This window comes from Ectopseudomonas guguanensis (assembly GCF_900104265.1).
Lineage (GTDB): Bacteria > Pseudomonadota > Gammaproteobacteria > Pseudomonadales > Pseudomonadaceae > Aquipseudomonas > Aquipseudomonas guguanensis.
This window is the reverse complement of sequence record NZ_FNJJ01000012.1, coordinates 39,479-64,387: the sequence shown is the minus strand read 5'-3', so window position 1 is coordinate 64,387 and position 24,909 is coordinate 39,479. Positions and strand designations below refer to the sequence as shown.

The window sequence follows — 24,909 nt, the reverse complement described above, 5'->3', positions numbered from 1 at the left end:
TCAGAAATGTTGGTAGCCGCCACGCGGCGGCTCGATGGGCTGGCCGGTGGTGTCCAGCAACTCTACCCCAGTACCGGCCTGCACACGGCCAATCACCCGTATTTCGGGCCAATCGGCCTGCAGATCGGCGAGCAGGGCTGGCGGTAGGGTAAAGGCCAGTCGGTAGTCATCGCCACCGCCCAGCGCGCAGATCCGCGCCTGCTCCTCGCCGGCGAAGGCGCGCAGCGGCGCAGACAGCGGCACTTGCTCCAGCTCGATCTTAAGGGCCACCTGTGAAGCCTTGGCGATATGCCCGCAGTCGGCCAGCAGTCCGTCGGAAATATCCAGCGCGGCCGTGGCCCGCCCACGCAAGGCCTGGCCCAGGGCCAGCTGCGGCTGCGGCGACCAGTAGCGCGCCAGCAATGCTTCGCTGATGTCCGCCGCCGCCTCGCGCTGACCCAGCACCAGCGGCAGCGCGCCCGCGGCATCGCCCAGTTCGCCGCCGACGCAGAGCAGATCCCCCACCTGCGCGCCACTGCGCAGCAGCGCCTGTCCATTCGGCACCCGGCCGAACACGGTCAGCGTCAGGCTGAGCGGGCCGCGCGTGGTATCGCCGCCGACCAGCGCCAGTGCACAGTTCTGCGCCATCGTTTGCAGGCCGCGAGCGAACTCGGCCAGCCAGGTTTCATTGGCGCTCGGCAGGGTCAAAGCAAGAGTAAAGGCCAGCGGCGTAGCGCCCATGGCGGCCAGATCACTGGCGGAAACGGCCAGCGCACGCTGACCGAGGAGAAAGGCATCACAGGCTGCGGGAAAGTGCACCCCGGCGACCAAGGTGTCGGTGGAAACCGCCAGCTGTTCACCGGCGGGCAACGCCAGCAGCGCGCAGTCATCACCAATACCGAGAACCACTCCGTCGCCGCCCTGAGCACAACGGGCGGCGGCGAAGTAGCGGCGGATCAGTTCGAACTCATTCACCGCTTGTTGGCGTTGACTTCGGCGGCACGCAGCTTGGGCGCGAGCTTGTCGAGGATGCCGTTGACGAACTTGTGCCCATCGGTGGCACCGAACACCTTGGCCAGCTCGATACCTTCGTTGATCACCACCTTGTAGGGGACGTCGACGCGGTTCTTCAGCTCGTAGGTGGACAGGCGCAGGATGGCCAGCTCGACCGGATCGATCTCTTCCAGCGGGCGATCGAGCAGGGGCGTGAAGGCCTCGTCCAGCTCGGTCTTCTGCCGCGGCACGCCGTGCAGAATCTCGTGGAAGTAGGCGCCGTCGACCTTGCTGAAGTCGTTGTCGACGCGAAACTGCGCTTCGATCTCGTTCAAGGGCTGGCCGGCGATGTGCCAGGAGTACAGAGCCTGCATGGCCAGGGTACGGGCTTCGCGGCGCGCGAGAATCTTGCCGCTGGGGCCCTTCTTGGCCGGCTGGCCGTTACCGGAGTTGCTCACTTGGCCTCCAACTGCGCCAGCAGGCTGACCATTTCCAGGGCAGACAGCGCAGCTTCGGCACCCTTGTTACCCGCCTTGGTGCCGGAACGTTCGATGGCTTGTTCGATGGAGTCGACGGTCAGCACGCCGAAGGCGACCGGCACGCCGTATTCCATGGACACCTGGGCCAGGCCCTTGGTGCACTCGCCCGCCACGTATTCGAAGTGCGGGGTGCCGCCACGAATGACCGCGCCCAGGGCGATGATCGCCGCGTACTCGCCACGCTGAGCGACCTTCTGGGTCACCAGCGGAATCTCGAAGGCGCCCGGTGCGCGGATGATGGTGATGTCGCTCTCGCTCACGCCATGGCGAACCAGGGCGTCGATGGCGCCGCTGACCAGGCTCTCGACGACGAAGCTGTTGAAACGGCCCACCACCAGGGCGTATTTGCCCTTCGGGGCGATGAAGGTACCTTCGATGGTCTTCAGGGTCATGACGGGTCTCACATGGGTTAAAGAGCCGGGGCGCTGTGCGCTCCGAAAATAAAATTCGTTTGTCGGCGTAGCCCGGATGCAATCCGGGGCCAGCGTGCCGATCTTCCCGGATTTCATCCGGGCTACGGGGTTTTGCTCCCCTCTTCCACTTGTGGGAGAGGGGCTGGGGGAGAGGGCTGCGCGTTGGTCACAACACCCTCTCCCGCCCTCCGGGCACCCTCTCCCATAAATGGGAGAGGGTCATCGGATGCGACTCCTGCGGAGCCGATTTATTTAGAAGGCAAGTATTCTACAACCTCGAGGTCGAAGCCGGATATCGCGTTGAACTTCATCGGCGAGCTCATCAGGCGCATCTTGCGCACGCCGAGGTCGCGCAGAATCTGCGAGCCGGCGCCGACGGTGCTGTAGGTCGCAGGGTTGGCCGGCTGCTGACGGCTGATCAGCGCCAGCAACTCCGGCCCGGTCAGCGGGTTGCCGAGCAGCAGCACCACGCCGCTACCGGCCTTGGCCACTTCCGCCATCGCCGCACGCATGCTCCAGCGGCCCGGCTGGTTGACCAGGAACAGGTCGCGCAGCGGGTCCATGTTGTGCACGCGCACCAGAGTCGGTTCCTCGGCGCAGATGGTGCCCAGGGTCAGCGCCATATGCGCGGTGTCTTCCACCGCGTCGCGGTAGGTCACCAGATTGAACTGACCCAGCTCGGTATCCAGCGGCTGCTCGCTGATGCGCTCGACGGTGCGCTCGTGGATCAGACGGTAGTGGATCAGGTCGGCGATGGTGCCGATCTTCAGATTGTGCTGCTCGGCGAAGGCCTCGAGCTCCGGGCGACGGGCCATGGTGCCGTCATCGTTCATGATCTCGCAGATCACCCCGCTCGGCTCGAAACCGGCCATGCGCGCCAGGTCGCAGGCCGCTTCGGTATGGCCGGCCCGCGCCAGCACGCCGCCGGGCTGGGCCATCAGCGGGAAGATGTGACCGGGGCTGACGATGTCGTCGGCCACCGCATTGCGCGCCACGGCGGCCTGCACGGTACGGGCGCGGTCGGCGGCGGAGATGCCGGTGGTCACGCCCTCGGCGGCCTCGATGGAAACGGTGAACTTGGTGCCGAAACCGGAGCCGTTGCGCGGTGCCATCAACGGCAGCTTGAGCAGCTCGCAGCGTTCGCGGGTCATCGGCATGCAGATCAGGCCACGGGCGAAGCGGGCCATGAAGTTGATGTGCTCGGCGGTGACGCATTCGGAGGCGATGATGATATCGCCTTCGTTCTCGCGGTCCTCGTCATCCATGAGGATGACCATCTTGCCGGCGCGGATGTCTTCGATCAGTTCTTCAGCGGTGTTGAGCGCCATCGGGGCGTCTCCTCAATTCTTCAGGTAGCCGTGTTCGGCGAGAAAGCTTTCGGTGAGGCCCGAGGCCTTGGGTTCTGCGGCCTTGTCGCCGAGCAGCAGGCGCTCCAGGTAACGCGCCAGCAGGTCCACCTCGAGGTTGACCTTACGCCCCGCCTGGTAGTCGACCATGATGGTCTCGGCCAGGGTGTGCGGCACGATGGTCAGTTCGAACTCGGCGCCATCGACCGCGTTGACGGTCAGGCTAGTGCCGTCGACGGTGATCGAGCCCTTGTGCGCGATGTACTTGGCCAGCTCACGCGGCGCACGCACCCTGAACTGCACGGCGCGGGCATTATCGGCGCGCGAGACGATCTCGCCGACGCCATCGACGTGACCGCTGACCAGGTGCCCGCCGAGACGGCTGGTGGGCGTCAGGGCCTTTTCCAGGTTCACCGCGCTGCCGGGCTTGAGGTCGACAAAGGCGGTGCGCGCCAGCGTCTCGCGGCTGACGTCGGCCCAGAAGCCGTCGCCGGGCAGTTCCACCGCGGTCAGGCACACGCCGTTGACGGCGATGCTGTCGCCAAGCTTGACGTCGCCCAGATCGAGTTTGCCGGTGGCCACGTAGACGCGCACGTCGCCGCCCTTGGGCGTCATGGCGCGGATGCTGCCGATGGCTTCGATTATGCCGGTGAACATACGCCCTCCGGTTTCACGTAGAAGATGGTGCTGAACAGCATGGACGAACTCCTGTTTTGGTCAAAAACAGGGCAATGCCGATCGATAGGGATTTCGCGGACGCGCAAAAAGGCGCCCGAGGAGGGAATCCCGCTCTCTCTTTATCCGGACTATACCGTCGGCCCCGGAATCGCACCGGGTCTGCTGGACCTCGCCAGGCAGGAGCCATGGCGAGCGCTCGCGGGCTAGGTTCTGCGAACCATTACCGCCGGTGGGGAATCTCACCCCGCCCTGAGAACGTTGCGGCCATATGAATGGCCGCGTGGCGTTTTACCACATTTATCGCCGCGGCGCATGGTTCGTAAGGTGCGCCGCGCGCACCAGGGTCAACCACCGATCCGCCAGGCCCGCGCCTGCTCGAATGGTAACCGCTGCTCAAGCGGTACGAGCCGCGGTGCGCACGGCGCACCCTACCTGGCCTTGGGCACCGCGGTGATCTGCCAGTCGTCGCCGACGGCACGGATATCGAGAATCTGCAATTCCGGCGCTTCGGCCATGCGGTTGAGCGGCAGCTCGAACAATGGCCGCGCATGGGAGCCCAGCAGCTTGGGTGCAACGAAGATGCGGTACTCGTCCACCAGCCCGGCACGGGCGAAGGCGCCCGCCAGGCGAGGCCCGGCCTCCACCAGCACTTCATTGACGCCACGCCCGGCCAACTCCTGCAGCAGCTTGCGCAGGTCGACATGACCATTGCTACCCGGCACGGCGAGCAGTTCGTGGCCATCGGCCAGGTAGCGGTCACGTGCAGCGGCCGCAGCGCAGGTCGCCACCAGCGCCGGGCCGACCTGGAAGAACGACTTGCTCAGCGGCACCCGCAACCGACCATCGATCAACACCCGCAGCGGCGGCCGCGAAGCCGCCATGAAGGTGGCCTCCACCCCCAGCCCCAGCTCGTCGGGACGCACGGTCAACCGGGCGTCGTCGGCCAGCACGGTGTCGGCGCCGCTGAGCACCACACTGGACTGGGCGCGCAACCGCTGCACCTCGGCGCGAGCCGCCGGGCCGGTGATCCACTGGCTCTCGCCGCTGGCCATGGCCGTGCGGCCATCCAGACTCATCGCCGACTTGACCCGAACGAATGGCAGGCCGCTTTCCATGCGCTTGATGAAGCCGACGTTGAGCGCCCGTGCCTCGGCCTCCAGCACACCGGACAGCACTTCGATCCCGGCATTGGCCAGGCGCAGCAGGCCGCGACCGGCGACCTGCGGGTTGGGATCCTGCATCGCCGCGACCACCCGACCGACCCCGGCGGCGACCAGCGCATCGGCGCAGGGCGGCGTACGCCCGTGGTGGCTGCAGGGTTCCAGGGTGACGTAGGCGGTGGCACCACGCGCGCGCTCACCGGCCTGGCGCAGAGCATGCACCTCGGCGTGCGGCTCGCCGGCACGGGCATGCCAGCCCTCGCCGACGATCTCGCCGTCACGCACGATGACGCAGCCGACACGCGGATTCGGATGGGTGGAGTAAAGGCCTTTGCGCGCCAGCTTGAGGGCACGCGCCATGAAGAAGTGGTCGCGCTCGCTCATCGGCTTTTCGACGGCTCACGGGCCAGACGTTCGATCTCTTCGCGGAATTCGTTAAGGTCCTGGAAGCGTCGATAGACCGAGGCGAAACGGATGTAGGCCACCTCGTCGAGCTTGCTCAGCTCGGTCATCACCAGCTCACCGAGCACCAGCGATTTCACCTCGCGCTCACCGGTGGCGCGCAGTTGCTGCTTGATGCGGGCGATGGCCTCTTCCAGGCGCTCGACGCTGACCGGGCGTTTTTCCAGCGCACGCTGCATGCCGGCGCGCAGCTTCTCTTCGTCGAAGGGCTGGCGGCTGCCGTCCTGCTTGATCAGGCGCGGCATCACCAGCTCGGCGGTTTCGAAGGTGGTGAAACGTTCACCACAGGCCACGCATTCGCGGCGGCGGCGCACCTGATCGCCCTCGGCGACCAGACGGGAATCGATGACCTTGGTGTCGTTGGCGGCGCAGAAGGGACAATGCATGGCAGGCGCGGACTATTGGCGGCAAAGGCGTCATGGTAGCGCATAGCACGCCATTGAAAAATGTAAGGAGCCTTGAGATGGCCTGCTTAGAGGCCGCAAGACAAATTAAGCTATGCCCATAAACGTTTAAAAAGCAGAACCTGCCATGAACCGATACCTGCCCTTCCTGCCACTGGCATTGAGCGGCCTGCTAGCCGCCTGCGCCAGCGAACCCACTGCGACCACAGCGCCTGCCACGCCCGCGCCGACAGAGATCGAAGCCAGTACGCCTGCCATCCAGGGCCCCGGACTGCGCGGCGAGCTGCTCGGCGTCGCCGCTGGCGCCGATGTCGATCTGGCGCTGTTGGGCGTGGATATGCGCGGCCGGCCGCGCGCCCTGCTGGGCCAGGTTCATCTGCGTGGCAACGGCGCAGCGCTGCCGTTTCATCTGCCGCTGAACACGCAGCAGGCGCCGCAGGATCTGCGCCTGGAACTGCGCGGCCGGGTCAGCCAGTCCGGCCGCCTGGTGCAACGCCTGCCGGCACGCACCATTGCCGAACTCAAGGATCAGGACCTCGGTTCACTGCAGTTGGTGCCGGCACCATGAGGCCACCCGAGGCGCTGCAGCAGGCACTGAGCGAACTGCTCGGCGATGCCCGCCTGGTGGCCGAAACGCTGCCAGGCACCGATATCGCCCTGTGGCTGATCGACGCCAGCAACATGGATCGCGCGTTCAACCCCGAGGAAACCCGGCGCATCCTCGAAGAGCCGCCCTACTGGTGCTTCTGCTGGGCCAGCGGCCTGGTGCTGGCGCGCTGGCTGGCCGAGCGTCCCGAGTGGGTGCGCGACAAGCGCGTGCTGGACTTTGGCGCAGGCTCCGGCGTGGCCGCGATTGCCGCCGCCAAGGCCGGCGCCGCCGAAGTGGTGGCCTGCGATCTCGACCCGTTGGCGCTGGCAGCCTGCCGCGCCAATGCCGAGATCAATGGCGTGACGCTGAGCTACTCGGATGATTTCTTCGCCGAAGCGGACCGCTACGACCTGATTCTGGTCGCCGACGTGCTCTACGACCGCGCCAATCTGCCGTTGCTGGACCACTTCCTCAGCCGCGGCCGTCAGGCGCTGGTGGCCGATTCGCGGGTCAAGGACTTCCGCCATCCGCTGTACCAGCGCCTGGCATTGCTGGATGGCTGTACCTGGCCGGACCTGGCCGAGCCAGCGGAGTTTCGCGAAGTCAGCCTGTATCATGCGCGACGACCGACGTAGCCCGGATGCAATCCGGGGAACAGGGTGCCCAGCCATTCCCGGATTGCATCCGGGCTACAGGCAACATCGGCGGCCCCCTTGTTTCGCGAACCACCTGCCCGCATTAATAGTGCATTGCCCCGCTTTTCGAGACCGACCATGAGCGACTCCCCCTACATCTTCGATATCTCCGGCGCCGCCAACTTCGAGCAACTGGTGATCGAGAATTCCTTCCACAAACCGGTGCTGGTGGACTTCTGGGCCGAATGGTGCGCGCCGTGCAAGGCGCTGATGCCGATGCTGGCGAAGATCACCGAGGACTATGCCGGTGAGCTGCTGCTGGCCAAGGTCAACTGCGATATCGAGCAGGACATCGTCATGCGCTTCGGCATCCGCAGCCTGCCCACCGTCGTACTGTTCAAGGACGGCCAGCCGGTGGATGGCTTCGCCGGTGCCCAGCCGGAAGCGGCGATCCGCGAGATGCTCAAGCCTCACGTTGCCGAGCCGGCGCCCGCTGCTGCCGACCCGATGGAAAGCGCCCAGGCACTGTTCGCCGAAGGCCGTTTTGCCGAAACCGAAGCGCTGCTCAAGCAGGTGCTGACCGAGAACAACGAGAACGGCGCGGCGCTGATTCTCTACGCGCGCTGCCTGGCCGAGCGCGGGGAGCTGGGCGAGGCCGAAGTGGTACTCGACGCCGTGAAGGGCGATGAGCACAAGCAGGCGCTGGCCGGCGCCAAGGCGCAGCTGACCTTCCTGCGCCAGGCCGCCGACCTGCCGGAAGTGGCCACGCTGAAAAGCCGCCTGGCACAGAATGCCGAGGATGACGAAGCGGTCTACCAGCTCGCCGTGCAGCAACTGGCGCGTCAGCAGTACGAAGCCGCGCTGGAGGGTCTGCTCAAGCTGTTCGTGCGCAACCGCAGCTACGGCGACGGCCTGCCGCACAAGACCCTGCTGCAGGTATTCGATCTGCTTGGCGGCGACCACCCGCTGGTCACCACATACCGCCGCAAGCTGTACCAGGCGATCTACTGACCTCAGCGTTCATCGTACTCGCCGTAGGGTGTGCCATGCGCACCGGGGTCTAGCCAAATCGAGCAGACGCTACCCGGTGCGCGCGGCGCACCCTACAGGCAGATCGCCATTCGGCATGCCTTACTCCGCCACCCAGTGATAGATCGGCGCATCCGCGCCGGTTTCCATGCGAATCTGCGCGCAATGGCGCAGACGCACCAGCAGGCGCTTGCCCGCAGCCTCACCACCCGCCAACGCCGCCAACTGGCTCATTAACCGCGGCCCTTCGACCTGACCCGCATCACGCACCAGTTGCAACGCGGTCTGCCACAGGGCGTCGCCCGCATCGGCCGCGGGAGCAGCAGCAGGCGCTGGCGCGCTGGCCGGCGCAAGCGCCATATGCTGCGCCAGTTGCGCCCAGTCTCCGGCATCCAGTTCCAGTGTCAGGTCTACCGGCCAATCACCGATTCGCCCACGAATTCGCACCATGTTCAGCCTCCAGTCAGAATTCGCATGCTCCCACGGCAGTGGCGGGCTGGCCAGCTCACCGCGAAAGTTGTTATAACGTAACAACAACCGTACCCATGCTGGAGACCACCATGCGCCACCTGCTGCTCGCCCTGCCCTTCGCCCTGCTGCCCCTGGTCGCCGCCCAGGCCCATGAGCACGGCCATGATCACGACCATGAACACGCTCACGATAGCCTGGGCGCCCATGAGCATGGTGTCGCCAGCCTCAATGCCGCGCTGGACGGCAATCTGCTGGAGTTGCAGCTGGAAAGCCCGGCGATGAATCTGGTCGGTTTCGAGCATGCCGCCAAGAGCGATGCCGACAAGGCCAAGGTCGCTGCGGCCAAGGGCGAACTGGAGCAGCCCATCACCTTGTTCGCCCTCGGCAGCGGTGACTGCAAGGCCACCGAGGTCGAGCTGAAAAGCCCATTATTCGGCGACGCCGACCACGACCACGACCACGACCATCATGCTCATGAAGGCGAACACAGCGACATCCACGCGCACTACCGCTTCGAATGCGCCAAGGCCAACGAATTGAAACAGTTGGATCTCGCCGAACTGTTCAAACGCTTCCCCGCCACCGAGAAGATTCAGGTACAACTGATCGGCCCGAACGGCCAGCAGGGTGTGGAGCTGACGCCGGAGCAGCCACGCCTGAGCTTCTGACCTGCCATGTCCCAAGCCGGAGCGAGCCCTCGCTCCGGCTTGGGCGCATTCTCCCGACACACAGCAGACAATGACCGAACCTCTGATCGAACTCGCCAATCTCGGCTTCGCCTGGCCCGGCCAGGCACAGTTGCTGGATATTCCCACCTTCACCCTGGCCCGCGGTGAAACCCTCTTTCTGAAAGGCCCCAGTGGCAGCGGCAAGACCACCCTGCTCGGCCTGCTCGGCGGCGTACAAAGGGCGCAAAGCGGCCATATCCGCCTGCTCGGTCAGGACCTGAGCCAGCTCTCGGCCGGTGCCCGCGACCGTTTCCGTGTCGATCACACCGGTTACATCTTCCAGCAGTTCAACCTGCTGCCCTTTCTTTCGGTGCGCGAGAACGTCGAGCTGCCCTGCCGCTTCTCGCGCCTGCGTGCCGAACGTGCACGCCAGCGCCATGGCAGCATCGATGCCGCGGCCGCGGCGCTGCTCGACCATCTGGGACTGCGCGCCGACCTGCTCGGCCGCCGCGCCGACGAGCTGTCCATCGGCCAACAGCAACGCGTCGCCGCTGCCCGGGCGCTGATCGGCCAACCGGAGCTGGTGATCGCCGACGAGCCCACTTCGGCGCTGGATTTCGACGCCCGCGAGGCCTTCCTGCAGCTGCTCTTCGCCGAATGTCGCGCGGCCGGCGCCAGCCTGCTGTTCGTCAGCCACGACCAGAGCCTGGCCTCCCTGTTCGACCGCAGCCTGTCGCTGAGCGAACTGAACCGCGCCGCCAAGCCCGTCGAGGTCTGAGATGCATCTTCTGCGTATAGCCCTGGCCAGCCTGGCCAATCGTCGTTTCACCGCCCTGCTCACCGTGTTCGCCATCGCCCTGTCGGTGTGCCTGCTGCTGGCCGTGGAGCGTGTGCGCACCGAGGCCCGCGCCAGCTTCGCCAACACCATCAGCGGCACCGACCTGATCGTCGGCGCGCGCTCGGGCAGCGTGAACCTGCTGCTGTACTCGGTGTTCCGCATCGGTAACGCCACCAACAACATCCGCTGGGACAGCTTCGAGCGCTTCGCCAATCACCGTCAGGTCAAATGGGCCATTCCCATCTCGCTGGGCGATTCGCACCGCGGCTACCGGGTGATGGGCACCAGCACTGCCTATTTCGAGCACTACCGCTATGCTCGCAGCCAGGCGCTGCAACTGGCCCAGGGTCGCGCCTTCGCCGACGATCCGTTCGAAGTAGTGCTCGGTGCGGAAGTGGCGCAGGCGCTGGGCTACGGCCTCGGCGAGAAAATCGTCCTGGCGCACGGGGTCGCCACCATCAGCCTGGTCAAGCACGACGACAAGCCCTTCACCGTGGTCGGCATCCTCGAACGCACCGGCACGCCGGTTGACCGTACCCTGCACATCTCCCTGGCCGGGATGGAGGCGCTGCATATCGACTGGCAGAACGGTATGCCAGCACGCGGCGCGGCGCAGATCAGCGCGGATCAGGCACGCACCATGGACCTTCAGCCGAAGCAGATCACCGCCTTCATGCTTGGCCTCAACAGCAAGATCGCCACCTTCAGCCTGCAGCGCGAGATCAACGAGTTCCGTGGTGAGCCGTTGCTGGCGATTCTGCCAGGCGTAGCGCTGCAGGAGCTGTGGAGCCTGATGGGCACGGCCGAGCAGGCACTGTTCGTGGTCTCGCTGTTCGTCGTGCTCACCGGCCTGATCGGCATGCTCACGGCGATTCTCACCAGCCTCAACGAGCGGCGCCGGGAAATGGCCATTCTGCGTTCGGTGGGCGCACGGCCCTGGCATATCGCCAGCCTGCTGGTACTGGAGGCCTTTGCCCTGGCATTGGCCGGCGTGGCTTTCGGTGTCGCGCTGCTCTATTTGGGCATCGCCGGCAGCCAGGGCTTCGTGCAGGCCAACTACGGCCTGTATCTCGCGCTCAGCGCCCCGTCGAGCTACGAATGGAAGCTGTTGGGCAGCATTCTCGCGGCAGCCGTGGCGATGGGCAGCGTGCCGGCCTGGCGCGCCTATCGGCAGTCACTGGCCGATGGGCTGTCGATACGCCTGTAAGGTGCGATTCGCCTGTACACTGTGCAGGCGAATCACTGCACAGAGGTAATCCATGTTCCGCCCCCTGCTCGCCAGCCTGCTGCTGACTCTGGCACTGCCACTGGCCGCCGCCGATGTGCGCGAAATCACCTGGTCGGAACTGATCCCGCCGGATGCACCGCCGCAGGTCATCGACCCCGCGCCGATTCACGACCTGTCGCAACTGGCCGACGCCCTGGCCGAGTCCGGCCCGGCGGCCATGCAACAATCGCCAGCCGCTCCGGTGGTCAAGGAACTCAACGGCCAGGCCGTGAAGCTGCCCGGCTATATCGTGCCGCTGGACGTGACCGACGAAGGCCGGGTGGTTGAGTTCTTGCTGGTGCCCTACTTCGGCGCCTGCATCCACGTGCCACCACCACCATCGAACCAGATCGTCCACGTCACCAGCGAACTCGGCGTGCTGCTCGACGCGCTGTACCAGCCGTTCTGGGTGGAAGGCCCGCTGAAGGTCGAGCATGTCAGCAGCGAGCTGGCCGAAGTCGGCTACCAGATGGCAGCGGACAAGATCTACGCCTACGAATTGCCCGATAGCTAATCTTCACAGGAGCGGCTTCAGCCGCGAAAAGATTCGCGGATGAATCGGAACGCCGCCCGCCGCTCCTACAAATCCCGCCCAAGAAAAAGCCAGGCCCCAGGGCCTGGCTTTTTACTTGGTGCGCGCGGCGCACCCTACGGGTGGCGGCCACCCACGTAGAATGAGCCGCGCACACCGCGAACGACTCAACTACGACTGGCGACGCGGTTTTCCTGCTCGAAACGCAGCTCGCTTTCCGCCCACTGCCGCCATGAACGCACCTTGGCCCGCTCGGCACCGCCACGTTCGGCACGCGCCAGCGCATCCAGGCCGGCCTGCCAGCGCGACTGCTCCAGCTCCAGCTGCGCGACATAAAGCCAATGCTTGCCATTGCCGCTGCGCTCGGCCAGCGGGCGCAATACGCGCACCGCAGCCGCGCGATCACGCGCCTGCCACCAGAACAGTCCCAGGCGCTCCTGACGGGCAGCGGTGTTGGCCAGCAGTCCGCTGTCGAGCATGCCGGCCAGCAGCTTGGCGCCCTGCCAGGGCTGATCGGCGGCGCCAGCGAGCAGGACCAGGTTGTCCAGCTCCGCCTCGCTGAAACGCAGGCCCTTGCTCTGTGCAGCGCGCAGGGTCGCCAGCGCCTTGTCGTTGCTACCGGCCATCTGCTGCAGGCCGGCCAGCTGGCGCCAGGCCTTGGCATCGTTCGGTTGGCGGGCGAGCAACTGACGCTGCCAGCGCTCGGCCTGGGCATAGCGCTTGAGGTCGGCGTTGGCGCCCACCAGAAACTGCAGCCAGATGTCATCGGCCTTGGGATTGGCCTGCACGTAGCGCTCGGCGAGCGGCAAGGCCTTGGCCGGCTGGTTCATGCCCTGATAGGCCTGCACCAGGATCTGCAGCACCTCTTCGGAAGCCTTGCCCTGCTCCGCTGCCAGCAGCTCGACGACCTTGGCATAGCGGCGCTCGCCCAGGTTGAGCTTGGCCAGGTTGAGGCGCTCGCCGGCCAGCATCTCCGCGTCCAGCTTGCCGCTGCGCACGGCCTTGTCCAGCCAGTCGATGGCCTGACCGCTATTGCCGGCCGACCAGGCAACATAGGCCTTGCTGCGCCAGACCAACGCCTCTTCGAGACTGCCACTCTTGGCCTGGACCTCATCCAGCGCACGCCGTGCGGCGGCATAGTCACCCTTCTGCTGCGCGCTCTGCGCCGCATTCAGGGCCTTGAACACGGCCGGATCGACGGTCTGCTGGGCCATGCCGGGCACGGCCGCGGCACTGAGCATCACGAGCAACAACCAACGGTACATGGTCAGCTCCTTTCCAGACGGAAGTAGAGGGTCTTCACCGCTTCGCGGTCCACCGCCAGGCCGCCTTCGGTACGTGGCGCGAAGCGCCAGCGAGAGGCGGCACGACGCGCTTCGCGCTCGAAGACGTTACGCGGATTGGCCTCCAGCACGCGGATGTTCTCCACGTTACCGGAGCGGTTGATGGTGAACGCCAGCTTGACGAAACCTTCGATGCCGCGCTGCAGGGCGTAGCGCGGGTATTCCGGGCGCACATCGTTGAGCGGCATGACTTCGCTCTCCATGCCGCCCATCTGCCCACCGGAATCGGCGGCCTCGCTCGGCGGCGTCGGCGTTGGCGCGCCAGGGGCGAGACCGGACAGACTCGGCGCCGGCGCGCTGTTGACGGCGATACCGCTGGCCAGGCTGGGCAGCTGGATGTCCAGCGCCGGCAGGTTGGCATTCGGCGTGGCCGTTTGCGGCGTCGGCGGCGTGGGCGGCTGCGGTGTTTGCGGCTGCGGCGGCTGCGGTGCCTGCTGACGGGTACGGCTGGCGGTCTCGCTGGCGTTGCCGTCCATGCGCACGAAGTTGGCCACGCTGACCGGGTCCTGGCTGACCTTGGCGCTCGGCGGCGCGACCATGTACAGCATCAGGGCGAACAGCCCCAGGGCCATCAGGCAGGCGCCGAGAAAAGACAGCGGCAGGCGCATCAGTTGACTCCGCTACCGGCAGCCAGCGCGACATCCTGCACACCGGCCAGACGCGCCTGATCCATCACCTGGACGACCAGGCCGGTACGCGCATCCTTGTCGGCCTGCACCACCACGGCGCCTTCCGGCTGATCGACGCGCATGCGCTCGACATGGGCGCGCACGCTGCGGATGTCTACCGACTGCTTGTCCATCCAGATCTGCCCGTCGGCGGTGACGGCGATGAGGATGTTGCCCTTGTCCTGCGGATTGGCGGTTTCCGCCTGCGGGCGCTGCACTTCGACCCCGGACTCGCGAATGAACGAGCTGGTGACGATGAAGAAGATCAGCATGATGAAGACCACGTCGAGCATCGGCGTGAGGTCGATGCCGGTGTCTTCGTCCTGCTGGTGGTGACGACGCATTCTCATGTTGGGCGATCTCAGTCGTGACGCAGCTGGTCGGCCAGCCGCTCGATGGCCTGGCTGGCTTCGCGCTCGAGGCGCGCCAGGCTGAACAATCCGGGGATGGCCAGGACCATGCCGGCCATGGTCGGCAGGGTCGCCTGCCACACGCCTGCGGCCATGCCGCGTGGGTTGCCGGTGCCGTTGAGGGCGAGCACGTCGAACACGGCGATCATGCCCAGCACGGTGCCGAGCAGCCCCAGCAGCGGATACAGCGCCACCAGGGTCTTGCCCAGGCGCAGCGGCGCTGCCAATTGCTGACGCGCCTGCGCCAGCCAGGCCAGGCGCACGGCGCGCTGCCAGTTGCCGTTGTCATCGGCCAGCACCTGCTGCCAGGCCTCGCGGCGCTCCTGCACCCAGCGCGGGAAGATCCGCCGCATGTACCAGAAGCGCTCGAACACCAGGGTCCAGAACACCACGCAGAGCAGCGCCAGCGCCCACATCACCACGCCGCCGGCGCTCATGAAATCGAGCAGTGCATAGGCACTGTCGACCACGCGCAGCCAGAAGGCGAACAGATCAGTCACGGCGCGGCGCTCCCGACAGATGCAGGGCGATCAGACCGGCGCTCTGCTGCTCCAGGATCTGGATCAGGCCCTTGCTGCGGCTGGCCAGCAGGCTATGCAGGAACAGCAGCGGGATGGCCACCACCAGGCCCAGCACAGTGGTCACCAGGGCCTGGGAAATGCCGTCAGCCATCAGACGCGAGTCGCCGCCACCGCTCTGGGTGATGGCCTGGAAGGTGACGATCATGCCGGTCACGGTACCCAGCAGACCGAGCAGCGGCGCCACGGCGGCGAGCAGTTTGAGCAGGCCCTGGCCTTTTTCCAGCGGCGGGGTCTCCTGCAGGATCGCCTCGTCCAGCTTCAGCTCCAGGGTTTCCAGGTCTGCCAGTTGCGGCTTGGCGCCCAGCACACCGATCACGCGGCCCAGCGGGTTGTCGTCACGCGGTGCGCTGAGGTCATGCATCTGCGCCTTGACGCCACTGCCGACACGGCCCAGATACAGCATGCGCCAGAGCGCCAGCAGCAGACCGAGAGCACCCAGCACGACGATCACCCAACCGACCAGACCGCCCTGCTGCAGACGGTCCCACAGGGTCGGCTGCTGCTGCAGCTGCGCCAGCAGGCTGCCACGGCTCGGGTCGATGGGCAGCGTGGCCAGTGCATCACGGCTGCTCAGGTAGTCCTTGACCTGGCCCAGGCCGGAGGGCTGACGCGGCGGCGCCACCAGCTGGCCGGCATCGGCGTCGTAACGCAGGAAGGCATCCTCGCCATACACGGCGAAGGCACCGACACGCAGCACCTGCTGCTCCTGACGCGAACCATCGGCATTCACCACCGGCAGTTGCACGCGCTCGATACGGCCGCTGGCGGCCAGGTCTTCGAGCAGCAGCATCCAGTAGCCGTCGAGATCCTCGGCGGACGGCAGCGAGCGGCTCTCGGCCAATGCCTTGAGGCGCTTGAGGCGCTCCGGGTACTGGGCGTTGAGCAGGCTGTCCTGCCACTGTCCGGCGACATCGCCGGCGCTCTGGCGCACCACGCCGAACAACTCGCCAAGATGACCGACGCGCTGCGCCAGCAGTTTTTCCTGCTCGGCCAGTTGGGCTTCCTGGCGGTCGAATTCGGCCTTGAGACGCTCGCTTTCGGCCTTCTGGGTATTCAGCGCGGCACGCGCGGCGGCCAGCAACTGCGCCTGCTCGCTGCGCTTGGCCAGGAAGGCCTGTTCGCGCTCCTGCATGGCGCTGACTTCGGCAGCGCGCTCGCTGCGGATGCGCTGCAGCAGCTGATCGGGACTGAGGGTTTCGGCCACGGCGGCCAGGGCCGGCAACAGGCTGAGCGCCAATACGGCTACAACACGACGACTCATTGTGCGGCCTCCTCGGCCAGGGTCTTGATCGGCAGGGACAGCACGGCGGGCGCCTGCTGCTGACGGGCGATGGCGATGGCCTGGGTCAGCGGACGACGCGCGCTGCCATCGAGCACTTCCCAGGCCCTGGTCTGCGGGTTCCACCAGCCGCTCTCGTGGGCATCGAGGGTCTGGTAATAGAGCATGCTGCGGCCTAGGCGCAGGAACTCGACGCTGCGCGAACCGCCGTCCGCCTGATTCAGCTCGCCACGCCAGGCCTCCAGGGTGCGACCGTAGTCGCTCTCGATCTGGTAGGCCTCGAGGATGCGGCGGTATTTGTCGGCCAGGCTGACATCGGCGCGCGGCAGCAGGTCCTGCAGCTGGGCCAGACGATCTTCACGCTCCTCGGGCAGGAACGGCAGGTCGGCGGCGATGAACTGGCCCAGCACCTCGACCATCTTGACCATCTGCGGGCTGACCGCTTCCTGGGTGCGCTCGATGCCATCGAGCTGCTTCTGATAACTAGCCAGCTCCTGACGCTGGGCTTCGACCAAGTCACGAAGTTGACTGTTATAACCTTTCAAAGCCTCAGCCTGCTGCAGGGCGTTACGGTACTCATTGAGCATCTCGCGGCTGGCGTCATCCAGTTGCTCGATACGACCCTGCGAGGCTTTCGCCTCGGCGGCCAGGCGCTGGCTCTCATCCAGCGCAGCATCCAGCGGCGCGGCGGCCAGCGAGCCGCTGGCCAACATCAGGGCAACGGCCAGGGAACGGAGGGGGAAGCGATTCATGCGCAGAGGGTCCTCGACAGACAGGCTTGCTTCAAAAAGAGAAACATTATCATCTAGAGATGCATTCGAAGCAATGGACAAAACTCCATGGCAGAGCCCACCGATCTATTGAGCCAGGTCAAAAAGTGGATTGTTGCTTGGCTTAGCATTAATCGCAGCCAAAGACACAACCGACTCGAACTGGAGCTCGCTATGTACAAATCGCTGTTCACTGCCTCACTGCTGGCCCTGGCCATCGCCACCCCCATCGCCCAGGCTCACCAGGCAGGCGATATCATCGTCCGCGCCGGCGCCATCACCGTCGATCCGCACGAAGACAGCGGCAATATCGACCACGCCGTGCTCGGCAAGGTCCCCGGCAGCAGCGCCACCCTGGACAGCGACACCCAGCTGGGCCTGAACTTCGCCTACATGGTCACCGACCATTTCGCCATCGAACTGCTGGCGGCCACCCCGTTCAGCCATGACGTCGGCGTCAAGGGCATGCCCGGCGCCTTCGCCGGCCTGAATGGCAAGCTGGGCAGCCTCAAGCACCTGCCGCCGACCCTCAGCGCCGTCTACTACCCGCTGGACAAGAGCTCGGCCTTCCAGCCCTATGTCGGCGTCGGCATCAACTACACCTGGTTCTTCGATACCGAACTGAGCAGCGAAGCCGAAGCCAAGGGCTTCCGCGGCCTGGACATGAAGGATTCCTGGGGCCTGGCCGGGCAGGTCGGCATGGACTACATGCTCACCGACAGCCTGATGCTCAACGCCCAGGTGCGCTACATCGACATCGACACCACCGGCACCACTCACCTGGCCGGCGACAAGGTCAAGGTCGACGTGGATGTCGACCCCTTCGTCTACATGGTCGGTCTGGGCTACAAGTTCTGATCGCCCACGCGGAAACGAGAAAGCCGGCAGATGCCGGCTTTTTTCATTTCCGCAGTCCGAAATCCGAACAGCCTTTGGTGCGCATGGCGCACCCTACCTAGCACAGCGGCAGCCGGGCTTGCGTAGGGTGCGCCGCGCGCACCGATGAAGTCGCATCATTCGCTGCGCACAGCGCACTCTGGGGCGGGCCTGGCCACTGGGCCTGACGTCGCGGCGTCTGGCGTTTTCGGCGGCTTACACCCCGAGCAGCTGGCGCAAGCCTTCACGCAGCGGTGTCTGCTGCGGCATGCGGTAATGCGCCTGCAAACGGGCGTTGTCGGCGCGCGAGTGGCGGATATCGCCGGCACGCGCCGGCAAGTGCGTCACCTGCGGCAGACCACCGCAAAGCGCACCGATTTCCGCCAGCAACTGATTGAGGCTTACGGCCTGGTTCCAGCCGACATTCACCGGCTGTTCGACGAACTCGCCGAGCAATCCCTGCATCAACAGCTCGATCAGATCGCCGACATAGAAGAAATCGCGGGTCTGCTCGCCATCGCCGAACACGCTGATCGGCAGCCCCTGCTGCGCCCGCTGGGTGAAGATGCTGATCACCCCCGAGTACGGCGACGATGGGTCCTGACGCGGCCCGAAGATATTGAAGAAGCGAAATACCGCCGGCTCCAGCGCATGCTGGCGGCGATAGAAATCCAGATAGTGCTCGCCGGCCAGCTTGTCGGCTGCATAGGGCGTCAAGGGTGCCTTGGCAGTGGCCTCGTCGATCGCCACGCCCTCACCGTTGTTACCATAGATCGCCGCACTGGAGGCATAGACCACGCGCCGGACGCCATGCCGACGCATGGCCTCGCAGAGGTTCAGGGTACCGATGAAGTTGCTCTGATGCGTGGCCACCGGGTCGTCCACCGAAGCCTGCACCGAGGCCACTGCCGCCAGATGCGCCACGGCTGAGCAGCCAGCCACTGCCTGCATGACCACCTCGGCATCGGCCACATCCCCTTCAATGAAGCGCAGACGCGGATTGTCCAGCGGCAGGTTGCTGCGCTTGCCCATGGACAGATTGTCCAGCACGCGCACCTCGTGGCCGGCCGCCAGCAAGGCGTCCACCAGATTGGAACCGATAAAACCCGCACCACCCGTTACAAGAAATTCAGCCATGACGATAGAAACGATCCAGTAGGCTCGGCAGACCGGAACGCCAGGCGCGCGGTTTGATGCCAAAGGTGTGAAGAATCTTCTTGCAGGCCAGCACCGCGTGTTGCGGCTCATCGGCGGCATCCGGACGCGCGGCATGCGCCTGCGGCGCGATGTCCTCGACCAGATTGCTGCGGTAGTGACGCGCCTCGCTCAGCACCGCCTGCCCCAGGCTCAGCGACGTAATGGCCTCGTGACCACCATAGTGATAGGTGCCCCACAAGGGCGACTCGCAATCGAGCTGCTTGAGTACCGCCAGAATCACGCGTGCGGCATCGTCCACCGGGGTCGGATTGCCGCGCCGGTCATCGGCCAGGTACAGCGCGTCGTCGCGCTCGGCACGCTGCAGGAAGCGCCCCAGCAGGCCCTCACGGCTGTCATCGAGCAACCAGCCGAAGCGCAGCAGCACATGCCGCGGGCATATCGCCCGCACGCTCTGCTCCAGTCGCCATAGCGCCTGGCCACGCAGGCCGAGCGGCACCGGCTCTTCCTTCTCGCTGTAGGCAGTGACCCGCGAACCATCGAAGACCCGATAGCTGGACGGTTGCAGCAGGACGATGGAGTGATGCTGGCACAGCTCGGCCAGACGCTCCACGGCGCGCTCCTGGGTCTGCAGGCGTGACTCGGCCACCGACTCGGCCTGAAACCAGTCGAAGTAGTAAGCCAGGTTGATCAGTGCATCCGGGCGGGTGTCATCGAGCAGCTCGGTCAGGCTGGCAGCATCCCAGCCCGTTTCCGGCGGGCGTGGCGCGAGGAAGCCGATGTCTTCCTCGGCGCCAAGACGGATCAGCGCTTGCCCCAGGGCACTACCGCCGCCCAGCAGCATCAGGCGCATTCGCATAGGCTAGAGCCCGCTCGGATCAGAACGGGATGTCGTCGTCGAAGCTGTCGTAGTCAGGCGCTGGCTGGGCCTGCTGCGGAGCCGGACGCTCCTGACGCGGGGCCTGCTGCGGCTCGCGCTGCGGAGCCGGACGCGACTGGCGCGGCGCGCCACCTTCGTCACCGCTCGGACGACCGCCCAGCAGCTGCATGGTGCCCTGCATGTCGACGATGATCTCGGTGGTGTAACGCTTGATGCCGTCCTTTTCCCACTCGCGGGTCTGCAGCTTGCCTTCGATGTAGACCTGCGAGCCCTTGCGCAGGTACTCGCCGGCGATCTCAGCGACCTTGCCGAACAGCGCGACGCGGTGCCATTCGGTCTTCTCGACCTTCTGCCCGGTCTGCTTGTCGGTCCACTGCTCGCTGGTGGCCAGGCTCAGGTTGGTTACCGCGTTGCCGCTGGGCAGGTAGCGTGTTTCCGGGTCCTGGCCGCACGTGCCGACCAGAATGACTTTGTTAACCCCACGGGCCATAACGTTCTCCTAGACTCGGCACGCCGCTGGTGCCGATACGATCAGGCTTTCCAGCGTCGTGCGATCCACTTGTTGGGTATCGACTTTGATATAGATGGCCGCTTCGTCGACCACCACCACGGCGTCCGCCACTCCCGGCGTCGCCTTGAGGCGCTGGACCAGTCCGACATCGGCCAATGCCGCGGCATCGAGCGGCAGGCGCAAACTGGTCACATACGGCGGTTCGCGCATAGTAACAGCAATGGCCAGCCAAATTGCACAGAGCGCAGCGCAGCCGATGAACACACCGCCCAGGCCCACGTGCTGGTACAGCCAGCCGCCGAGAATGCCGCCCAGGGCGGCGCCGAGGAACTGGCTGGTGGAGTAGACGCCCATCGCCGTGCCCTTGCCGCCGGCCGGCGCCACCTTGCTGACCAGCGATGGCAGCGAGGCCTCGAGCAGGTTGAAGGCGGTGAAGAACACCACGATACCCAGCACCAGCGCGCGCAGACTGCTGCCGAAGAAGACGAAATGGAGTTCGCAGAGCAGCAACACCGTCACCGCGCCGAGCAGTACGCGCTTCATCTGGCGCTTTTTCTCGCCGTAGATGATGAACGGCACCATGCCGAAGAAACCGATCAGCAGCGCGGTGAGGTAGACCCACCAGTGCTCCTCCTTGACCAGCCCGCCCTGCTCCACCAGCGCCAGCGGCAAGGCAACGAAGCTGGCCATGAGTACCGCATGCAGGGCCAGGATGGCGAAATCCAGGCGCAGCAGGTCGCCATGCCTGAGGGTCGGCCACAGCGCCTGCGCCGCCACGCCGGACTCGCGGTGCTGCAGCGGCCCGGCGTCTTTCGGCACGATACCGGCGACGATCAGGATGCCGAGCAGCGCCATCGCCGCCGTGGCCCAGAACAATCCGGACAGGCCGAAGGCACGGGTCAGCAGCGGGCCGACCACCATGGCCACGGCGAACGACAGGCCAATGCTCATGCCAATCATGGCCATGGCCTTGGTCCGATGCTGTTCGCGGGTCAGATCCGAGAGCAACGCCATCACCGCAGCCGAGATCGCCCCGGCGCCCTGCAGCACGCGCCCGGCGATCACGCCCCAGATCGAGTCGGCGTTGGCCGCCAGCACGCTGCCGGCGGCGAAGATCAGCAGGCCGACGTAGATCACCGGACGTCGGCCGATACGGTCACTGACGATGCCAAAGGGAATTTGCAGCACAGCCTGAGTCAAACCATAGGCACCGATGGCCAGACCGATCAGCGCGGGCGTGCTGCCGGTCAGATCCATGCCGTAGGTGGCCAGTACGGGCAACACCATGAACATGCCCAGCATACGAAACGCGAACACCATGGCCAGGCCGCCGGCCGCGCGGGTCTCGCTACTACTCATGCGCTCGCTGTGCGGATCGTGCATCGAATAAACCCTGAGGAAATCAGCCGGCGATTCTAGCAGTCGGCATCGTTCCGGCACAGGCGCACACTTTGCCGCAGGGAGGCAGCAAGCCCTATACTCGACCGTTTTCCGCCCGCCCGGCGAGGCCCGTTGCAAGCTGCCGCCGTCTGACGCGGCAGCGGCAATGCAGACAGCTTTCAGAGGTTCCCTAAGTGGACAAGATCCTGATTCGTGGGGCACGCACCCACAACCTCAAGAACATCGACCTGACCCTGCCGCGCGACAAGCTGATCGTGATCACCGGCCTGTCCGGCTCGGGCAAGTCATCCCTGGCCTTCGACACGCTCTATGCCGAAGGCCAGCGCCGTTACGTCGAATCGCTGTCGGCCTATGCCCGGCAATTCCTGTCGATGATGGAAAAGCCCGACGTCGACACCATCGAAGGCCTCTCCCCGGCCATTTCCATCGAGCAGAAGTCCACCTCGCACAACCCGCGCTCGACCGTGGGCACCATCACCGAGATCTACGACTACCTGCGCCTGCTCTATGCCCGCGTCGGTACGCCGCGCTGCCCGGACCACGACGTGCCGCTGGAGGCGCAGACCGTCAGCCAGATGGTCGATCAGGTGCTGGCCCTGCCGGAGGGCCGCAAGCTGATGCTGCTGGCCCCTGTCGTGCGCGAGCGCAAGGGCGAGCATCTTTCGGTATTCGAGGAGCTGCGCGCGCAGGGTTTCGTCCGCGCCCGGGTCAACGGCAAGCTGCATGAGCTGGACGAGCTGCCCAAGCTGGACAAGCAGAAGAAGCACAGCATCGACGTGGTGGTGGACCGCTTCAAGGTGCGCGAAGACCTGCAGCAGCGCCTGGCCGAATCCTTCGAGACCGCCCTCGGCCTGGCCGACGGCATTGCCCTGATCGCGCCGATGGACGATGAAGAAGGCGAAGAGATCATCTTCTCCGCGCGCTTCGCCTGCCCGCACTGCGGCCATTCGATCAGCGAGCTGGAACCCAAGCTGTTCTCCTTCAACAACCCGGCCGGAGCCTGCCCGACCTGCGACGGCCTGGGCGTGAAGCAGTTCTTCGACGCCAAGCGCCTGGTCAACGGCGAGCTGACCCTGGCCGAAGGCGCCATCCGCGGCTGGGATCGACGCAACGTCTACTACTTCCAGATGCTCGGCTCGCTGTCCAGTCACTACGGTTTCAGCCTGGAGCAGCCGTTCGACGAACTGGCCGCCGAACACCAGAAGGTGATCCTGTTCGGCAGCGGTACGCAGAGCGTCGACTTCAAGTACCTCAACGACCGCGGCGATATCGTCAAACGCTCGCACCCCTTCGAGGGCATCATCCCCAACCTTGAGCGTCGCTATCGCGAGACCGAGTCGAACAGCGTGCGCGATGAACTGGCCAAGTTCCTCAGCACCCAGCCCTGCCCCGATTGCCGCGGCACGCGCCTGCGTCGCGAAGCGCGGCACGTTTGGGTCGGCGAGAAGACCCTGCCGGCGGTGACCGGCCTGCCGGTGGGCGATGCCTGCGATTACTTCGGTGATCTGCACCTGACCGGCCGCCGCGGCGAGATCGCCGAGAAGATCCTCAAGGAAATCCGCGAGCGCCTGCAGTTCCTGGTCAACGTCGGTCTCGACTATTTGACCCTCGATCGCAGCGCCGACACCCTGTCCGGTGGCGAAGCGCAGCGCATCCGCCTGGCCAGCCAGATCGGCGCCGGCCTGGTGGGCGTCATGTACATCCTCGACGAGCCGTCCATCGGCCTGCACCAGCGCGACAACGAGCGCCTGCTGGCCACCCTCACCCACCTGCGCAACCTGGGCAACACGGTGATCGTGGTCGAGCACGACGAGGACGCCATCCGCCTGGCCGACTACGTGGTGGACATCGGCCCCGGTGCAGGCGTGCACGGCGGACGGATCGTCTCCCAGGGCACACCCGACCAGGTGATGGCCGATCCCGAGTCGCTGACCGGCAGCTACCTGTCCGGGCGCAAGAAGATCCAGTACCCGGCCACGCGTACTCCGCGAGACAAGAAGAAAACGCTGAAACTCAAGGGCGCACGCGGCAACAACCTGCGCAAGGTCGACCTGGAGATCCCGGTCGGCCTGCTCACCTGCGTCACCGGCGTGTCCGGCTCGGGCAAGTCGACGCTGATCAACAACACCCTGTTCCCCATCACCGCCACCGCACTGAATGGCGCCACCAGCCTGGAAGCGGCGCCCTACGACTCGTTCGACGGCCTGCAGCATCTGGACAAGGTAGTGGATATCGACCAGAGCCCGATCGGCCGCACGCCGCGCTCCAACCCGGCCACCTACACCGGTCTGTTCACGCCGATCCGCGAGCTGTTCGCCGGCGTGCCGGAGTCGCGCTCGCGCGGTTACGGCCCGGGCCGCTTCAGCTTCAACGTCAAGGGCGGGCGCTGCGAGGCCTGCCAGGGCGACGGCGTGATCAAGGTGGAGATGCACTTCCTGCCGGACATCTACGTGCCCTGCGACGTGTGCAAGGGCAAGCGCTACAACCGCGAAACCCTGGAAGTGAAGTACAAGGGCAAGAGCATCACCGAGGTGCTGGACATGACCATCGAGGATGCCCGCGCCTTCTTCGATGCCGTGCCGGCCATCGCCCGCAAGCTGCAGACGCTGATGGACGTGGGCCTGTCCTACATCAAGCTGGGGCAGTCGGCGACCACCCTGTCCGGTGGCGAGGCGCAGCGGGTCAAGCTGTCGCGCGAACTGTCCAAGCGCGACACCGGCAAGACCCTGTACATCCTCGACGAACCCACCACCGGCCTGCACTTCGCCGATATCCAGCAACTGCTCGACGTGCTCCATCGCCTGCGCGACCACGGCAACACCGTGGTGGTGATCGAGCACAACCTGGACGTGATCAAGACCGCCGACTGGATCGTCGACCTCGGCCCGGAGGGCGGCTCCAAGGGCGGCATGATCATCGCAACCGGCACCCCGGAAGAGGTCGCGGCCAACCCGGCTTCGCATACCGGGCACTTCCTCAAGCCGCTACTGGAACGCGACCGCGCCTGAAACGAAAGAGCCCCGCACATGCGG

General features: G+C 65.8%; 27 protein-coding genes and 1 riboswitch. Of the genes, 9 read left to right on the top strand and 18 right to left on the bottom strand.

Features of this window, described 5'->3' with window-relative positions; translation table 11 throughout:
• From thiL to nrdR, 7 genes are all read right to left on the bottom strand, one after another.
• The gene (thiL, locus tag BLS61_RS17420; RefSeq protein ID WP_090432919.1) at positions 1 to 954 is read right to left on the bottom strand and encodes a thiamine-phosphate kinase; all 954 of its coding nucleotides are present in this window, start codon (positions 952 to 954) and stop codon (positions 1 to 3) included.
• Positions 951 to 1,430, bottom strand: coding sequence for a transcription antitermination factor NusB (gene nusB, locus BLS61_RS17415; protein WP_003463208.1), 480 nt, complete (start codon positions 1,428 to 1,430; stop codon positions 951 to 953). The genes thiL and nusB overlap by 4 nt, the downstream gene beginning before the upstream one ends.
• Positions 1,427 to 1,903: a 6,7-dimethyl-8-ribityllumazine synthase gene (gene ribH, locus BLS61_RS17410; protein WP_012019761.1), complete on the bottom strand. Its 477-nt coding sequence runs from the start codon at positions 1,901 to 1,903 to the stop codon at positions 1,427 to 1,429. The genes nusB and ribH overlap by 4 nt, the downstream gene beginning before the upstream one ends.
• 269 nt (positions 1,904 to 2,172) lie before the next feature.
• Positions 2,173 to 3,252 (bottom strand): bifunctional 3,4-dihydroxy-2-butanone-4-phosphate synthase/GTP cyclohydrolase II, encoded by a 1,080-nt coding sequence (gene ribBA / locus BLS61_RS17405; RefSeq protein WP_090432917.1) that lies wholly within the window; start codon positions 3,250 to 3,252, stop codon positions 2,173 to 2,175.
• A gap of 12 nt (positions 3,253 to 3,264) precedes the next feature.
• A complete protein-coding gene (locus BLS61_RS17400; protein WP_003243995.1) occupies positions 3,265 to 3,927 on the bottom strand; it encodes a riboflavin synthase in 663 nt (220 codons plus the stop codon).
• Between the two features lie 127 nt (positions 3,928 to 4,054).
• A riboswitch (FMN riboswitch) is annotated at positions 4,055 to 4,209 on the bottom strand.
• A gap of 167 nt (positions 4,210 to 4,376) precedes the next feature.
• On the bottom strand, positions 4,377 to 5,492 hold the full coding sequence (gene ribD, locus BLS61_RS17395; RefSeq protein WP_090432915.1) for a bifunctional diaminohydroxyphosphoribosylaminopyrimidine deaminase/5-amino-6-(5-phosphoribosylamino)uracil reductase RibD: 1,116 nt from the start codon (positions 5,490 to 5,492) through the stop codon (positions 4,377 to 4,379).
• Positions 5,489 to 5,956, bottom strand: a complete 468-nt coding sequence (gene nrdR / locus BLS61_RS17390) for a transcriptional regulator NrdR (protein ID WP_003243991.1) — start codon at positions 5,954 to 5,956, stop codon at positions 5,489 to 5,491. The genes ribD and nrdR overlap by 4 nt, the downstream gene beginning before the upstream one ends.
• A 145-nt stretch (positions 5,957 to 6,101) precedes the next feature.
• On the opposite strand from nrdR, the gene BLS61_RS17385 reads away from it, so the two are divergent.
• The 3 genes from BLS61_RS17385 (at position 6,102) to trxA (ending at position 8,209) form a co-directional block, all read left to right on the top strand.
• Positions 6,102 to 6,542 (top strand): hypothetical protein, encoded by a 441-nt coding sequence (locus BLS61_RS17385; protein WP_090432913.1) that lies wholly within the window; start codon positions 6,102 to 6,104, stop codon positions 6,540 to 6,542.
• Positions 6,539 to 7,198 (top strand): class I SAM-dependent methyltransferase, encoded by a 660-nt coding sequence (locus tag BLS61_RS17380; RefSeq protein WP_090432911.1) that lies wholly within the window; start codon positions 6,539 to 6,541, stop codon positions 7,196 to 7,198. The genes BLS61_RS17385 and BLS61_RS17380 overlap by 4 nt, the downstream gene beginning before the upstream one ends.
• Before the next feature lie 138 nt (positions 7,199 to 7,336).
• Positions 7,337 to 8,209, top strand: a complete 873-nt coding sequence (gene trxA / locus BLS61_RS17375) for a thioredoxin (RefSeq protein ID WP_090432909.1) — start codon at positions 7,337 to 7,339, stop codon at positions 8,207 to 8,209.
• Positions 8,210 to 8,329: 120 nt separating this feature from the next.
• Here the strand turns inward: trxA and BLS61_RS17370 are convergent, their stop codons facing one another.
• Positions 8,330 to 8,677: a hypothetical protein gene (locus BLS61_RS17370; protein WP_090432907.1), complete on the bottom strand. Its 348-nt coding sequence runs from the start codon at positions 8,675 to 8,677 to the stop codon at positions 8,330 to 8,332.
• Between the two features lie 110 nt (positions 8,678 to 8,787).
• Between BLS61_RS17370 and BLS61_RS17365 the strand changes: the two genes are divergently transcribed.
• From BLS61_RS17365 to BLS61_RS17350, 4 genes are all read left to right on the top strand, one after another.
• On the top strand, positions 8,788 to 9,366 hold the full coding sequence (locus BLS61_RS17365; protein ID WP_090433132.1) for a DUF2796 domain-containing protein: 579 nt from the start codon (positions 8,788 to 8,790) through the stop codon (positions 9,364 to 9,366).
• A gap of 70 nt (positions 9,367 to 9,436) precedes the next feature.
• Complete coding sequence (locus BLS61_RS17360; RefSeq protein WP_090432906.1) at positions 9,437 to 10,144, top strand: ABC transporter ATP-binding protein; 708 nt, start codon at positions 9,437 to 9,439, stop codon at positions 10,142 to 10,144.
• Position 10,145: 1 nt separating this feature from the next.
• Positions 10,146 to 11,411 (top strand): ABC transporter permease, encoded by a 1,266-nt coding sequence (locus BLS61_RS17355; protein WP_090432904.1) that lies wholly within the window; start codon positions 10,146 to 10,148, stop codon positions 11,409 to 11,411.
• Positions 11,412 to 11,463: 52 nt separating this feature from the next.
• Positions 11,464 to 11,985: a DUF3299 domain-containing protein gene (locus tag BLS61_RS17350; RefSeq protein WP_090432902.1), complete on the top strand. Its 522-nt coding sequence runs from the start codon at positions 11,464 to 11,466 to the stop codon at positions 11,983 to 11,985.
• 185 nt (positions 11,986 to 12,170) lie between these two features.
• Here the strand turns inward: BLS61_RS17350 and BLS61_RS17345 are convergent, their stop codons facing one another.
• From BLS61_RS17345 to BLS61_RS17320, 6 genes are read right to left on the bottom strand one after another with little or no spacing between them, the layout of a single operon-like run.
• Positions 12,171 to 13,268 carry a tetratricopeptide repeat protein gene (locus BLS61_RS17345; protein ID WP_090432900.1) on the bottom strand — a complete coding sequence of 366 codons (1,098 nt, stop codon included), beginning with the start codon at positions 13,266 to 13,268 and terminating at the stop codon, positions 12,171 to 12,173.
• 2 nt (positions 13,269 to 13,270) lie between these two features.
• Positions 13,271 to 13,954, bottom strand: coding sequence for an energy transducer TonB (locus BLS61_RS17340; protein ID WP_090432898.1), 684 nt, complete (start codon positions 13,952 to 13,954; stop codon positions 13,271 to 13,273).
• A complete protein-coding gene (locus BLS61_RS17335; RefSeq protein ID WP_012019771.1) occupies positions 13,954 to 14,364 on the bottom strand; it encodes an ExbD/TolR family protein in 411 nt (136 codons plus the stop codon). The genes BLS61_RS17340 and BLS61_RS17335 overlap by 1 nt, the downstream gene beginning before the upstream one ends.
• An 11-nt stretch (positions 14,365 to 14,375) precedes the next feature.
• The gene (locus BLS61_RS17330) at positions 14,376 to 14,924 is read right to left on the bottom strand and encodes a MotA/TolQ/ExbB proton channel family protein (RefSeq protein WP_003243970.1); all 549 of its coding nucleotides are present in this window, start codon (positions 14,922 to 14,924) and stop codon (positions 14,376 to 14,378) included.
• Positions 14,917 to 16,266 carry a MotA/TolQ/ExbB proton channel family protein gene (locus BLS61_RS17325; protein ID WP_090432896.1) on the bottom strand — a complete coding sequence of 450 codons (1,350 nt, stop codon included), beginning with the start codon at positions 16,264 to 16,266 and terminating at the stop codon, positions 14,917 to 14,919. Before BLS61_RS17325 ends, BLS61_RS17330 begins: the two co-directional genes overlap by 8 nt.
• A complete protein-coding gene (locus BLS61_RS17320; protein WP_090432894.1) occupies positions 16,263 to 17,036 on the bottom strand; it encodes a DUF3450 domain-containing protein in 774 nt (257 codons plus the stop codon). Before BLS61_RS17320 ends, BLS61_RS17325 begins: the two co-directional genes overlap by 4 nt.
• A gap of 192 nt (positions 17,037 to 17,228) precedes the next feature.
• On the opposite strand from BLS61_RS17320, the gene BLS61_RS17315 reads away from it, so the two are divergent.
• On the top strand, positions 17,229 to 17,912 hold the full coding sequence (locus BLS61_RS17315) for an OmpW/AlkL family protein (RefSeq protein ID WP_090432892.1): 684 nt from the start codon (positions 17,229 to 17,231) through the stop codon (positions 17,910 to 17,912).
• Positions 17,913 to 18,146: 234 nt separating this feature from the next.
• Here the strand turns inward: BLS61_RS17315 and BLS61_RS17310 are convergent, their stop codons facing one another.
• Genes BLS61_RS17310 through BLS61_RS17295 form a run of 4 tightly spaced genes read right to left on the bottom strand, consistent with a single transcriptional unit; the run spans position 18,147 to position 21,859 of the window.
• Complete coding sequence (locus BLS61_RS17310; protein WP_090432890.1) at positions 18,147 to 19,067, bottom strand: NAD-dependent epimerase/dehydratase family protein; 921 nt, start codon at positions 19,065 to 19,067, stop codon at positions 18,147 to 18,149.
• Complete coding sequence (locus BLS61_RS17305; RefSeq protein ID WP_090432888.1) at positions 19,060 to 19,944, bottom strand: sugar nucleotide-binding protein; 885 nt, start codon at positions 19,942 to 19,944, stop codon at positions 19,060 to 19,062. The genes BLS61_RS17310 and BLS61_RS17305 overlap by 8 nt, the downstream gene beginning before the upstream one ends.
• Positions 19,945 to 19,963: 19 nt before the next feature.
• A complete protein-coding gene (locus BLS61_RS17300; RefSeq protein WP_003463262.1) occupies positions 19,964 to 20,455 on the bottom strand; it encodes a single-stranded DNA-binding protein in 492 nt (163 codons plus the stop codon).
• Positions 20,456 to 20,464: 9 nt separating this feature from the next.
• Entirely contained in the window at positions 20,465 to 21,859 is a 1,395-nt protein-coding gene (locus tag BLS61_RS17295; protein WP_090432886.1) for an MFS transporter, read from the bottom strand.
• Between the two features lie 191 nt (positions 21,860 to 22,050).
• Here BLS61_RS17295 and uvrA point away from each other — a divergent pair, with 191 nt between their 5' ends.
• Complete coding sequence (uvrA, locus tag BLS61_RS17290) at positions 22,051 to 24,885, top strand: excinuclease ABC subunit UvrA (RefSeq protein WP_090432884.1); 2,835 nt, start codon at positions 22,051 to 22,053, stop codon at positions 24,883 to 24,885.
• The last annotated feature ends 24 nt before the right edge of the window (positions 24,886 to 24,909 follow it).